This window comes from Enterobacter sp. S-33, assembly GCF_028735835.1.
Lineage (GTDB): Bacteria > Pseudomonadota > Gammaproteobacteria > Enterobacterales > Enterobacteriaceae > Enterobacter > Enterobacter vonholyi.
Map to the genome: position 1 here is coordinate 2,244,100 of NZ_CP117838.1, position 13,267 is coordinate 2,257,366.

General features: G+C 56.7%; 13 protein-coding genes. 11 read left to right on the forward strand and 2 right to left on the reverse strand.

Going from position 1 to position 13,267, the window contains the following annotated elements; translation table 11 throughout:
- Positions 1–24 precede the first annotated feature (24 nt).
- Positions 25–816, forward strand: coding sequence for a PhzF family phenazine biosynthesis protein (locus PUP35_RS10600; protein ID WP_111964605.1), 792 nt, complete (start codon positions 25–27; stop codon positions 814–816).
- A gap of 91 nt (positions 817–907) precedes the next feature.
- Entirely contained in the window at positions 908–1,390 is a 483-nt protein-coding gene (locus tag PUP35_RS10605) for a GNAT family N-acetyltransferase (protein ID WP_111964604.1), read from the forward strand.
- Here PUP35_RS10605 and ptrR read toward each other — a convergent pair.
- A complete protein-coding gene (gene ptrR / locus PUP35_RS10610) occupies positions 1,344–2,222 on the reverse strand; it encodes a putrescine utilization regulator PtrR (RefSeq protein ID WP_274243129.1) in 879 nt (292 codons plus the stop codon). The two genes, PUP35_RS10605 and ptrR, sit on opposite strands and share 47 nt — an antisense overlap.
- A 98-nt stretch (positions 2,223–2,320) precedes the next feature.
- Here ptrR and sad point away from each other — a divergent pair, with 98 nt between their 5' ends.
- The 9 genes from sad to PUP35_RS10655 all read left to right on the forward strand — a co-directional run bounded on the left by sad (position 2,321) and on the right by PUP35_RS10655 (position 12,689).
- A complete protein-coding gene (gene sad / locus PUP35_RS10615) occupies positions 2,321–3,709 on the forward strand; it encodes a succinate-semialdehyde dehydrogenase (RefSeq protein WP_274243130.1) in 1,389 nt (462 codons plus the stop codon).
- 111 nt (positions 3,710–3,820) lie between these two features.
- On the forward strand, positions 3,821–5,410 hold the full coding sequence (locus PUP35_RS10620; RefSeq protein WP_274243131.1) for a methyl-accepting chemotaxis protein: 1,590 nt from the start codon (positions 3,821–3,823) through the stop codon (positions 5,408–5,410).
- A 62-nt stretch (positions 5,411–5,472) separates the two neighbouring features.
- Complete coding sequence (gene glsB / locus PUP35_RS10625; protein ID WP_111964600.1) at positions 5,473–6,399, forward strand: glutaminase B; 927 nt, start codon at positions 5,473–5,475, stop codon at positions 6,397–6,399.
- Positions 6,399–6,755: a DUF4186 domain-containing protein gene (locus PUP35_RS10630; protein ID WP_274243134.1), complete on the forward strand. Its 357-nt coding sequence runs from the start codon at positions 6,399–6,401 to the stop codon at positions 6,753–6,755. The genes glsB and PUP35_RS10630 overlap by 1 nt, the downstream gene beginning before the upstream one ends.
- Positions 6,756–6,868: 113 nt before the next feature.
- Positions 6,869–8,308 (forward strand): sensor domain-containing diguanylate cyclase, encoded by a 1,440-nt coding sequence (locus PUP35_RS10635; RefSeq protein WP_274243138.1) that lies wholly within the window; start codon positions 6,869–6,871, stop codon positions 8,306–8,308.
- A 119-nt stretch (positions 8,309–8,427) separates the two neighbouring features.
- Entirely contained in the window at positions 8,428–9,393 is a 966-nt protein-coding gene (locus tag PUP35_RS10640; protein ID WP_274243141.1) for a sensor domain-containing diguanylate cyclase, read from the forward strand.
- 82 nt (positions 9,394–9,475) lie between these two features.
- Positions 9,476–10,003 (forward strand): GNAT family N-acetyltransferase, encoded by a 528-nt coding sequence (locus tag PUP35_RS10645; RefSeq protein ID WP_274243143.1) that lies wholly within the window; start codon positions 9,476–9,478, stop codon positions 10,001–10,003.
- Between the two features lie 117 nt (positions 10,004–10,120).
- A complete protein-coding gene (locus tag PUP35_RS10650; protein WP_274243144.1) occupies positions 10,121–11,572 on the forward strand; it encodes a tagaturonate reductase in 1,452 nt (483 codons plus the stop codon).
- A gap of 202 nt (positions 11,573–11,774) precedes the next feature.
- On the forward strand, positions 11,775–12,689 hold the full coding sequence (locus PUP35_RS10655) for a bestrophin family protein (protein WP_133294416.1): 915 nt from the start codon (positions 11,775–11,777) through the stop codon (positions 12,687–12,689).
- Here PUP35_RS10655 and PUP35_RS10660 read toward each other — a convergent pair.
- Positions 12,677–13,225 (reverse strand): GNAT family N-acetyltransferase, encoded by a 549-nt coding sequence (locus PUP35_RS10660; protein ID WP_111964593.1) that lies wholly within the window; start codon positions 13,223–13,225, stop codon positions 12,677–12,679. The genes PUP35_RS10655 and PUP35_RS10660 overlap by 13 nt on opposite strands.
- Positions 13,226–13,267: the final 42 nt, after the last annotated feature.

A 13,267-nucleotide genomic window follows, 5' to 3' on the forward strand; every position in this document is an offset into this window, starting at 1 on the left:
CCCATAACAAGAGAGGAAGAGACAATGCAGGAAATTGATTTTTATCTGGTGGATGCCTTCAGCGACAAAACATTTGGCGGCAACGCGGCAGCGGTATGTCCTCTGGAAGAGTGGCTGCCGGACGAGACGCTGCTCAAAATGGCGCAGCAGCATAACCAGTCTGAAACCGCCTTTTTCGTGCGCACCGACGGCGGGTTTGAGCTGCGCTGGTTCACCACGCTGGATGAAATTAACCTCTGCGGTCACGCTACGCTTGCCGCATCGCACGTCATTTTCGAATACCTTGATTATCCGCATACCGAAATCACCTTCACCACGCGCTTCGTGGGCGAGCTTACGGTGAAACGCAGCGGCGACTGGCTGACGCTGAACTTCCCGGCGTGGTCAACGGAGGTTGTCGAGAACCCACCTGCGCTGCTGTTTAGCGCGCTGGGCATCACTGAGGCAAAAGAGGTGCGCGTCGGACGTGATTACCTGGTGGTGCTGGAGAGCCAGCAGCAGGTGGAAGCGTTAACGCCGGATATTGGGGCGCTGCTTCCGCTGGATAAAATGGTCTGCGTGACGGCGCCGGGAGAAGAATATGACTTCGTCAGCCGCTTCTTCTGCCCGGGCGAAGGGGTGCCGGAAGACCCGGTCACCGGATCTGCCCACAGCATGCTGATCCCTTACTGGAGCGAAAAGCTGGGCAAAACGTCGCTCAATGCCCGCCAGGTGTCACACCGTGGCGGAGATCTGCGCTGCGAGCTGAAGGGCGACCGCGTGCTCATAGGCGGTCAGGCCACCCTGTATCTGAAAGGGCGTGTCTTTTTGCGCTAACAGGGCGGAGCGATAAGTTAATACTATGAAGCCCCCTGGCAGGCCTGCGCTATGTTGAAATTTAGCCTCATAAAAAAGCAAGGAGCCTGCCATGTATTCCATTACCTCTGAATCTGCACGTCACCCGGACATTCTCAGCCTGATCGCGGCGCTTGACCGCTATCAGAGCGAACTCTATCCCGCTGAAAGTAATCATCTGCTCGATCTGGCTTCGCTGCCGGAAGCCTCGCTGATCCTGATGATCATTCGCGACCAGCAGCTTCAGGCCGTTGGCTGCGGCGCAATCGTGCTCAACGGCGACGGAACGGGCGAGATGAAGCGGGTTTATATCGATCCGGCCCATCGCGGGCAGCATCTCGGCGAGACGCTGCTGGCCGCCCTGGAAGATGAGGCCCTGAGCCGTCATTGCCACACGGTACGGCTGGAGACCGGTATTAAACAGCGCGCCGCGGTGCGTCTTTATGAACAGTGCGGATACGATTTACGCCCGGCGTTTGCCCCGTACGTTGACGACCCGCTCAGCCTGTTTATGGAGAAGGCGCTGGTTGAGGACGTTCGTTTAGCAGCGCTATAAAGGCCTCCAGCTGGCGGGTCATCGCCCCGCGTCGCCACACCAGCCAGGTGGTGAGCCAGCGCCAGTTTTCCGCCAGCGGCCAGGCTTCAATCTGATGATGCCCAGGCATACTCTCCAGCATTGAGCGCGGCATCAGCGCGATGCCTGCGCCCGCGATAACGCAGGCGAGCATGCCGTGATAGGACTCCATCTCATGAATGCGGCCGGGCGCGGCGCGGTCAGCATGAAACCAGCTCTCCAGGTGTCGACGGTACGAGCAGTTGGCGCGAAAAGCGTAAACGTCGCTGCCGCTAACCTGCGCGGCGCGTGCGACCTCCGCGTGCCCGGCAGGCGTGACCAGCATCATCTCCTCCCGATAGACCGGCATGCCTTCCAGCTCCGGGTGCGACAGCGGCCCGTCGACGAAGGCGGCGCTGAGGGTTCCCTCCAGTACGCCATCGATCATCGTCCCGGATGGCCCGGTAGAAAGGGCAAACTGGATGCGCGGATAGCGCTGGTTAAACTGCGCCAGCGTTTCAGGAATGCGCACGGCTGCGGTACTTTCCAGCGCGCCGAGGGCAAATAACCCCTGCGGCTCATCTCCCGCTACAACCATGCGCGCTTCATCCACCAGGGCGAGGATTTGCTTGCTGTAGCGCAGGAAGTTATGCCCGGCCGGGGATAAGCGCAAACGCTGGTTCTCACGAATAAACAGCTCAACGCCAAGATCGGCTTCCAGCTGGCGAATGCGGGTCGTCAGGTTAGACGGCACGCGATGCACCTTCTGCGCCGCCTGGGTGATACTGCCCGTCAGTGCGACGGCGTTAAACATTTCAAGCTGGGTTAAATCCATAATGTTCTCGTTTCGTGAATAAGGTGGTTAGTATTATTCATTTTTAAGAAATAGCAGAGTGAGCCACAATTAATCAACCAAAACACGTGGAGAACAACATGACTTATTCATCTGCTACACATGCCTTCTCTGTCAGCCCGGCCACGGGTGAAACCCTCTCAACCTGGCCTTGGGCGACGCCGGAACAGGTTGACCGCGCAATTTCTCAGTCCGACGCGGGGTACCGCCAGTGGCGTCGTGAAAGCGTTGCCCACAGGGCGCAAAAGCTGCGCGATCTCGGCGCAGCGCTGCGACACCGCGCGGAAGAGATGGCGCAGACGATCTCCCGTGAAATGGGCAAACCCATCCTGCAGGCGCGGGCGGAAGTGGCAAAATCCGCGGGTCTGTGCGACTGGTATGCCGAGCACGGCCCGGCGATGCTGCGTGCGGAGCCTACGCTGGTGGAAAACCAGAACGCGGTCATTGAATACCGTCCTCTGGGGCCGATTCTCGCGGTGATGCCGTGGAACTTCCCTCTCTGGCAGGTGCTGCGCGGCGCGGTGCCAATTCTGCTGGCCGGTAACAGCTATCTGCTCAAACACGCCCCCAACGTGCTCGGCTCTGCGGATCTTATCGCGCAGATCTTTGCGGATGCGGGTTTCCCAGAAGGCGTGTTCGGCTGGGTGAACGCCACCAATGACGGCGTCAGCCAGGCGATTAACGATCGTCGTATTGCGGCGGTGACCGTCACCGGCAGTGTGCGTGCCGGGGCAGCCATTGGTGCTCAGGCGGGGGCCGCGCTGAAAAAATGCGTGCTTGAGCTGGGTGGCTCAGACCCGTTCATCGTCCTCAACGATGCCGACCTGGATCTTGCCGTGAAGGCGGCGGTGGCGGGTCGCTATCAGAATACCGGGCAGGTGTGCGCGGCGGCCAAACGCTTTATTGTGGAAGAGGGTATTGCGAAGAACTTTACACAGCGCTTTGTCGATGCAGTTGCTGCGTTAAAGATGGGCGCGCCGGAAGAAGAAGAGAACTACCTGGGCCCGATGGCGCGGTTTGACCTGCGCGATGAACTGCATCAGCAGGTGCAGGCCACGCTTGCAGAAGGGGCAACGCTGCTGCTGGGCGGAGAGAAGATCGGCGGTGAGGGGAACTATTACGCGCCAACCGTGCTGGCGAACGTTACCCCGTCGATGACGGCGTTCTGTCAGGAGCTGTTTGGTCCGGTCGCGGCCATTACGGTCGCGAAAGACGCGGATCACGCCCTGACGCTTGCCAACGACAGCGACTTTGGCCTGTCTGCGACGGTCTTCACCGCTGACGCAGAGCTTGCGGATAAATTCTCGCGCGAGCTGGAGTGCGGCGGCGTGTTTATCAACGGCTATAGCGCCAGCGATGCGCGCGTGGCCTTCGGCGGCGTGAAGAAAAGCGGCTTTGGACGCGAGCTTTCCCACTTTGGGTTGCACGAGTTCTGTAACGCGCAGACGGTATGGAAGGATCGCGTGTAATCCTTAATTTCGGCCCTCATCGCGAGGGCCGTTGTCACTAATCTGCAATGGTTCTGTCATTTTCATTTCGTAGACTCGCTCGCGTCTAACGCATTGTAAATGAAGCCAATTATGAACCTAACGCAAATTTTTCGCCGTATTGCGCAGCGTCTCACTCCCCGTCACTTTGGCCTGTTGACGGGGATCTTTTGTATTATTGGCCTTTTCTCCGCGCTGCAGCTCTCCTCGTCATTTCTGCTTAACGCCTCCCTGAACGACGCCCAGCGCAACGAGCAGCAAAACCTTCTGGCATGGCAGCAGCAGAGCAAGCTGGATCAGGCCCGTGTTTCCCTGCTGGCGGCAAGCGATTTGCTTAACCGGTCCGGCGTCTGGTTTATGCAGGATAAAGAGACCGGCTCCGACGGGAGCTGGCATAGCCTGATGGATGATGCGCAAAAGGCGCTGAAGGTTTCTCAGCAGGCATGGAAGGCCTGGCTGGCGCTGAATCCGCCGAAAGACGACGCGCTGGTGAACAGCTATCAACTTTTCTACGGCGCGATCGAAGAGCAGGCTGAAGGTCTGGTCAAAACCAACACCATCGACGCTTTTTTTGCCGTCCCGGCGCAGGCGTTTCAGACGGATTTTAACGACAACTATGCGCGCTATCAGCAGGCAAGCGAGAAGCTGGCCATGCAGGGGCGCCAGAGCCTCATGGCACAGCTATCCGGCCTGCAAACGTTGTTCCTGTTTGCGCCTGTGCTGTTGCTCGCCATCGCGGTTATCGTGTGGTTCGGCATGTCGAGATGGGTGATTACGCCGCTTCGTCGGCTCATCGCGCATATCAACCGGCTGGCAGCAGGGGATCTCTCCGGCACGCCGCCCAACGTCATGCGCTTCAACCGGGAGATAGGGCAGCTCAGCGACAGTATCGCCACGATGCAGCACGGCCTGCAGCAGCTGGTGACGCAGGTCAGCCATGCCACCGCCACGATGGTGGAAAACATCGGCTCCCTGGCGGAGGGTAACCAGAAGCTGTATCAGCAGTCAGCGCGTCAGGCGAAAGAGCTTGAGGATGTGACGGCGCATATCGCGTCGCTGGAAAGCCATGTGGAAGGGAATACCGGCTATGCCAGGCTCGCCAGCTCGCGGGCCGATGAGGCGCGCCAGGCCGCCGTGGGCGGCGACCAGATAATGTTAACCGTAAACGCGTCCATGCAGGCGATCGTCGACCGATCGTCTGAGATGCGCGGGATCGTGGCGATGATCGACAGCGTGGCGTTTCAGACCAACATCCTGGCGCTCAATGCCGCCATCGAAGCTGCCCATGCAGGAAACCAGGGACGCGGGTTTGCCGTCGTCGCCCGGGAGGTCGGTCTTTTGGCCAGAAAGAGCAGCCACTCGACGCAGACCATACAGGAGCTGATCAACCGCTCGCTGCAGGGCATTGAAGACGGTTCCCGCGCTGTCACCCTGATGGAAGAGAATCTCCAGCAGGTCACCGGGCTGGTGGGCAATCTAAGCAGTTTGCTTAATGAGATCTCCACCGCCACGCTCAGCCAGGGAGAGAGTATTCACCAGATGACGCGTCAGCTTCAGGCGCTGAATCAGGTCTCCCGTCAGACGGATTTGCTGGTCTCAGACGCCTCGGATGCCTCAGAGCGGCTGCAAAAGCAATCCGATCTTTTATTGCAGGCCGTTTCGCGTTTTCGTCTTAGCGCCTGACGTAATACATAAGCCTCTGTTATACTCGCAGCCCGTTTTAGCCTGAGGGCAAGGAGCAAAGTGTGGCTGCGGTCATCCATAATGAGATGTTGGACGAGATTCTGGCGCAGGTTCGTCCGTTAATTGGAAAGGGGAAGGTTGCCGACTATATTCCGGCCCTTGCCTCGGTAAGCGGGAATAAGCTGGGCATCGCTATCTGTACCATAGACGGACAACGATTCCAGGCAGGCGATGCCACTGAACGTTTTTCCATTCAGTCCATTTCGAAAGTGCTGAGTCTGGTTGCAGCGATGCGCCAGTACGAAGAAGAAGAGATTTGGCAGCGCGTGGGTAAAGATCCTTCCGGCCAGCCTTTTAACTCGCTGCTTCAGCTCGAAATTGAACAGGGGAAACCGCGAAACCCCTTCATCAATGCCGGGGCGCTGGTGGTCTGCGATATGCTGCAAAGCCGCCTCAGCGCTCCGCGCCAGCGAATGCTTGAGATTGTTCGTCAGCTCTCGGGCGTTGACGATATTGCCTATGATGCGCTGGTAGCGCGCTCGGAGTTTGAACACTCCGCCCGTAACGCGGCTATCGCGTGGCTGATGAAATCCTTCGGTAATTTCCACAACGACGTGGCGACCGTCCTGCAAAACTACTTCCATTACTGCGCCCTGAAAATGAGCTGCGTTGAGCTGGCTCAGACGTTCCTGTTCCTTGCGCATCAGGGTCATGCGCCGCATCTCGATCAGGAAGTGGTTTCTCCTCTACAGGCTCGCCAGGTTAACGCGCTGATGGCCACCAGCGGGATGTATCAAAACGCCGGTGAGTTTGCCTGGCGCGTTGGATTGCCAGCTAAATCGGGCGTTGGCGGCGGAGTCGTGGCGATTGTGCCGCACGAAATGGCGATTGCCGTCTGGAGCCCGGAACTGGATGAAACGGGAAATTCGCTTGCCGGTGTCGCGGTTCTGGAGAAACTGACCCAGCGTCTGGGACGTTCCGTATACTGATGTCCGATCTGGATCCTCTTTTTTCCCGCCTGGCGCGATCGACATTTCGCTCGCGCTTTCGCTTAGGCGATAAGGAACGACAGTACTGCTGGGACAAAGGCCCCGAAACCATTGACCAGCATGCCGCGGATTTTGTCGAAAAGCGCCTTGCGCCTGCACAACCTGCAAACGACGGCAAGCAGACGCCCATGCGCGGACACCCGGTGTTTATCGCCCAGCATGCCACGGCCACCTGTTGTCGGGGCTGTCTGGCAAAATGGCATAACATTCCACGGGGTGTGACGCTCACTGCGCAGCAGCAAAATTATATTGTCGGCGTCATTCACCACTGGCTGGTGTTGCAAATGAACGCCTAAATTTGACGAGTTATGCTCCTGTGTTATTTGTGTTATAGATGCATCCTAAGTTAGTCCCAATCGTGCTGACGACCGCAATAATTGCCGTAAGCTTTCATATGGAATGATATTTAATGCGTTCTGCTCTTACTGCCTTCAGGCCGTTCCAGGTTGACACGCCGCTGCGAAATGCATCGACGATCTTTATCCTCACCACCTTATTCTATTTTGTGGGCGCGGAGTTACGGCTCGTTGAGGCCCTCTCTCTGTTCTGGCCGCTGAATGGCGTCATGGCAGGGATCTTCGCCCGCTATGTTTACCTGAATCGCCTGCACTACTATGCGGTATGTTATGTCGCGATGCTGTTGTACGACGCGGTGACGACCAACTGGGGTATCGCTTCAGTGGTGATCAACCTGTCTAACATGATCTTTATCGTTGCCGTCGCCGTGCTGATTCAGCGCGACAAGCGGCTAATGAAGAAAACCCCGGATCCGCTTAACGCATTACGCCTGTTTAACTACTGCCTGATTGCCGCGCTGCTTTGTGCCTTCCTCGGCGCGGTGGGGTCGGTTGGGATTGACAGTCACACCTTCTGGCCGCTGTTTGCCGACTGGTTTAGCGAGCAGTTCTCAACCGGCGTGCTTGTTGTGCCTTGTATGCTCACGTTATGCATGCCCGGGCATGAACTCAGGTTACGTCTGGAGCAGTTGCTGCCTGTGATTGCGCTGATCGTCTCGGTGGTCGCTTCGGTGGTGATTGGCGGAGCGGGGAGCCTCTCGTTTCCTCTGCCTGCACTTATCTGGTGTGCGGTTCGTTACTCATTGCCTGCGACCTGTCTGCTAACGTTTATCACGGGCGCCACTGAAATTATTCTGGTCGCCAACTCGATTATTAACATTGCCGTGGCGACGCCGTTTACCACCCCAATGATGTTTTCAGCCCGGCTGGGGATCGCCACGATGGCGATCTGTCCGGTGATGGTCTCCGTCAGCATGGCGGCGATTAACTCCCTGATCCGTCAGGTTTCCCTGCGGGCGGATTATGACTTCTTAACGCACGTCTATTCGCGTTCCGGGCTTTATGAGGCGTTAAAGCAGGAAGAAACCTACCGGCATACACGTTTTCTGACCGTCATGCTGTTGGATATTGATTATTTCAAAAGCATTAATGATAACTACGGCCACGAGTGCGGAGACCGCGTGCTGGCGTCGTTTGCCCGACAGGTTCAGCAGGTTGTCGGTGAAGACGGCATGGTGGCGCGCATGGGCGGGGAAGAGTTCGCGGTGGTAGTTAATTCAGGCGACGCGCAGCACGGTTTTGAACTGGCTGAACGTATCCGGTCCACCGTGGCCAGCCATCCTTTTACATGGCGTCACCAGACCCTCTATCTGACGGTCAGTATTGGCCTCGGAAGTGGAAAGGCAGAGTCATGGCAGTTGACCGAGGTCTTCAACAAGCTCATGGCCGAGGCGGACGATCATCTCTATCGTTCAAAAAAAGCGGGTCGAAACCGTACCAGCGCCCGGGTGGCGGACGAGCAAATTGCTACGCCTTCCGGGAGTGAAACATAGCTGCGTTAATCGTCATAAGGCATTGACGTGAATAGTAAGCGGCTTAACAGGACGTCAGAACACTGACAATGTCTCTGTTTAAGCTACGCTTTTAGTAACGCTTTACGTCAGGAGACATTATGAAAGAACCTGCAACCCCTGAAAATGAAACGGAACGTCTCAACTCGCTGCGCGAGTCTGGTTTGCTTGAGATTGACAGTTCCCCGGCGTTTGACCGCTTAACGCGTCTGGCAAAACGCTTTTTCCAGGTGCCGCTGGCGATGGTCAATCTTATCGATGAGCATTCGTTGATCGTCAAGTCGGCTGATGGTCAGGCACCGAGCGCCGTTCCGCGTAACATCTCATTCTGTGGACATACGATACTCACCGAAGCGCCGCTGGTGGTGGGAGATATGCTTCAGGACGATCGCTTTGCGGATAATCCGCTGGTGGCCGGTGAGCCGCGCGTGCGGTTTTACGCGGGCTTCCCGCTGCGCCTGCGTGACGGCGCGAGCGTGGGCTCGCTGTGCCTGATTGATTACGCTCCCCGTGAGTTTTCAGCGTCCGACCTCGCCGTGCTGGGGGACCTGGGCGCGCTGGCGGAAGATGAATTTGCTGCCATCAGTGCGGCGACCACGGATGAATTAACCGGGTTATTCAACCGTCGGGGCTTTAATCAGCTTGTGCGTTTCACGCTTTCCGTTGCCCGGCGCCGGGCTGAGCCGCTGACGCTTGGCTGGTTGGATCTGGATCGTTTTAAGGAGATTAACGATCGCTACGGCCATGAAGAGGGAGATAAGGCGCTGAAAGCCATGGCGCAACTGATGCGCAGCTCTTTCCGTGAAGCAGATCTACTGGTGCGTTTTGGCGGGGACGAGTTCGCCGTGCTGTTTGCGGATACGGATGAGCAGGGGGCCTGGATTGCCATGCAGTATCTCGCTGAGCAAGTGGAACACTATAACGCCCGCAAGCTGCATCCCTGGTCGCTTCATTTCTCATGGGGGCTTAGCGAATTCGATCATAACGGCAACGATCTGCAGCAGTGGTTAAAAGATGCCGATGAAAAGATGTATGCCATGAAACAGCAGCGCCAGCGCGCCCGGTGACATAACAAAAGCCTATGTTCGATCCGTTTGCGTTAAGAAGATGTTAAATGCACAGTGATGGTATTCAACGTAAGGAAAAACAATGAATACCTCACTGCAAATCAAAAACCTCACCCGAGACGAAATTCTTACCCATATTGATGCGCTGGCCGGGATCCTCGAAAACTGTGTGAACGGCGGGGCATCCGTCAGCTTTATGCTCCCTTATAGCCTGGATAAGGCCCGTATTTTCTGGCGCGGTATTGCCGAAAGCGTCGCGCGAGGCGAGCGGCTGGTGCTTGTCTGCGTCGATGCGCAGGACGGCGTCATCGGAACGGTGCAGCTGATCACAGACCAGCCGGAAAACCAGCCGCACCGGGCCGATGTGGCAAAGCTGCTGGTTCATGAGAAAGCGCGCCGGAAAGGGGGCGCGATGGCATTGATGGAAGCGCTGGAAGCTGAGGCCCGGGCCAGAGATATTTCGGTTCTGGTGCTTGATACCTCCACAGGCAGCGGGGCCGAGACCTTCTACCAGCGTGCCGGCTGGCAAAAGGTTGGTGAGATCCCGCGCTACGCGCTGATGCCGGACGGTGCCATGACGGCCACGTCCGTGTTTTATAAGTTCCTGTAAATATTCTGCACAACTACGCGACGTATTGATCAAAACAGGGTTTCCGGTCGTTAAGTTTTGATAAGTTATCGTACCAATCTTATCAGGCTGTATGACTAATCATAAAAGGAACCCCTTGTGAACACGCTCAACCGTCGTGATTTTCCCGGTGCTCAATACCCAGAACGCATCATTCAGTTTGGTGAAGGCAACTTCCTGCGTGCGTTTGTCGACTGGCAAATCGACCTGCTAAATGAACATACCGATTTTAATGCCGGCGTGGTTATCGTCCGTCCTATTCAGAGCGATTTTCCACCGTCGCTGAGCACTCAGGATGGTCTCTATACCACTATCGTTCGTGGCCTGAACGGGCAGGGGGAAGCGGTGAGCGAGAGCCGTCTTATCCGCTCCGTTAACCGGGAAATCAGCGTCTACGACGACTATGACGCGTTTCTGAAACTGGCTCGCAATCCGGATATGCGGTTTGTTTTCTCGAACACTACCGAAGCGGGTATCAGCTACCACGCAGGTGACAAATTTGACGATGCCCCTGCAGTGAGCTATCCGGCGAAGCTGACGCGACTGCTGTTTGAGCGCTTCAGCCACTTTAACGGCGCGCCGGATAAAGGCTGGAACATCATCCCGTGCGAACTGATTGACTACAACGGAGATGCCTTACGTGAACTCGTTCTGCGCTATGCGCAGGAATGGGCGCTGCCTGCGGCCTTTATCCGGTGGCTAAACGACGCCAACTGCTTCTGCTCGACGCTGGTAGACCGTATCGTGACCGGTTACCCGCGCGATGAAGCGGCTGCGCTTGAAGCTGAGCTGGGTTATCACGATCGGTTCCTGGACACGGCTGAACATTTCTATCTGTTCGTTATCCAGGGGCCAGCATCCCTTGCGCACGAGCTTCGTCTGGATAAGTACCCGTTAAACGTGCTGATTGTCGATGACATCAGGCCTTACAAAGAGCGCAAAGTCGCCATCCTGAACGGCGCGCACACGGCGCTGGTGCCGGTCGCGTTCCTGGCCGGGCTGGATACGGTAGGCGAGGCGATGAATGATGCCGAGGTCTGCGCGTTCGTCGAAAAAGCGATTTATCAGGAGATTATTCCGGTCCTCGATCTGCCGCGTGACGAGCTGGAAACTTTCGCCAGTGCGGTAACTGGACGTTTTCGCAACCCCTACATCCGACACCAGCTGCTCTCCATCGCGCTTAACGGCATGACCAAATACCGCACCCGCATCCTGCCGCAGCTGCTGGCAGGGCAGAAGGCGACGGGGCAATTACCAGCACGCCTGACGTTTGCTCTGGCCGCATTGATCGCGTTTTATCGCGCGGAGCGTAACGGGGAGAGCTATCCGGTGCAGGATGATGCATGCTGGCTGGAACGTTATCAGCAGCTGTGGGCGCAGCACCGCGATCGGCAGCTGAGCACCCGTGAACTGGTGCAGTCGGTGCTCAGCGTGAGTGAGCACTGGGAACAGGATCTGACGCAGGTGAACGGTCTTGTCGACCAGGTGACGCTGGATCTGGATGCCATTCTGCTTAAGGGCATGCGCACCGCGGCTAAACCGCTTTGTTAATAGGTTCACCCGGCTTCGGCCGGGTTTGAATACGACATTATTTAGTTACAACATACTAGTGGCTTTGTTTTTAAAAAAGCACATGCAGCACCGTGCGGTTTTCGTTACTCAGGGGAGAGAATGCAATGTCCCGTTAACATGCTTGCAACGGTGACGGGGATCACGTTTAATAGCCTCGCTCTTTTCTTTCCTGAAACTCACTATGATCGTTCGTCCTAAACAGCACTGGCTACAACTGATTTTTGTCTGGCACGGTTCGGTACTTCCCAAGATCTATACCCGATTGCTGCTCAACTTCCTGCTTTCTATCGCCGTTATCCTTATGCTGCCGTGGTATACCTCGCTGGGGATCAAATTTACCGTGGCGCCATTCAGCATTCTCGGCGTGGCGATCGCTATCTTTCTGGGTTTCAGAAACAACGCCTGTTATTCACGCTACGTCGAGGCGAGGCTGCTCTGGGGGCAGCTGATGATAGCGGCACGCTCACTGTTTCGCGAGGTAAAAAACACCTTGCCTGACGATAAGCACCTGGGCGAATTTGTCCGCCTGCAGATTGCTTTTGCCAACTGCCTGCGCATGACCCTGCGCCGGGAGCTGAACGCCGAGCAACTCTCTCGCTATCTTGCTGCGGATAATTTACGTCACGTGATGAGCGCCAACTCACCGGCGAACCGTATTTTACTGATCATGGGGGAGTGGCTGGCCGTGCGGCGGCGAAACGGGCAACTCTCAGACATTCTGTTCCATAGCCTGAACAATCGTCTGAACGACATGTCTATCGTCCTTTCCGGCTGCGAGCGCATTGCAACCACGCCGGTACCGTTTGCCTATACGCTGATTTTGCACCGCACGGTATATCTGTTCTGCATCATGCTGCCTTTCGCGCTGGTTGTGGACCTGCACTACATGACGCCCTTCGTTTCGGCGCTGATCTCCTACACCTTTATCTCGCTGGACACCCTTGCGGAAGAACTGGAAGATCCGTTTGGCACCGAAGATAACGACCTGCCGCTGGACGCCATCTGCAATATGATGGAACGCGATCTGCTGCAGATGAACGATGAAGAGAACATCCCGGAAAGGCTGATGCCGGATAAACATTATCAGCTGACCTGACGGGCGTTCCACTCTTCGCGGGTGATTTCCCACAGCTCGGAGTCCAGCATCCCGCTGACGTAGGCTTTCTTTTCCGTCCTGATAAGCCGCATGCCGCTACTGTCTGAAATACGCCGGGAGCGGCTGTTGGCGGCGGCTTTCGGTGCGCGCAATACGGGTTTGTTTAGCGTATTGAACCAGTAATCCGTCGCGGCAATACTGGCTTCGCGCATATATCCGTGCCCCTGAAATTCCGGCGCGAGCCAGAACCCGCGGTTGTTGTCCTCGACGTCGTACAGGCAAATAATGCCCATCAATTCATCCGGCATATCGCGTCGCCGGATGCTCCAGAACCAGGCAATCCCTTTTGCCATATCCGGCAGCGCCACGTTGTTGACATAGTTTTCCGCGCCGTTATCCGGGTAGGGCCAGGGCACGGAGGAGACCATATAACGGACAATCTCCCAGCGCGGATATAGCTTTTGTATCTGGACGGCATCTTCCGCTACCAGCGGTTTCAGCAGTAAGCGTTCTGTCGTGAGCGTCGGTATCGTCATGCGCTGATCTCCCTTTTTAGGCGTTATGCTTTTGTTTGCGTT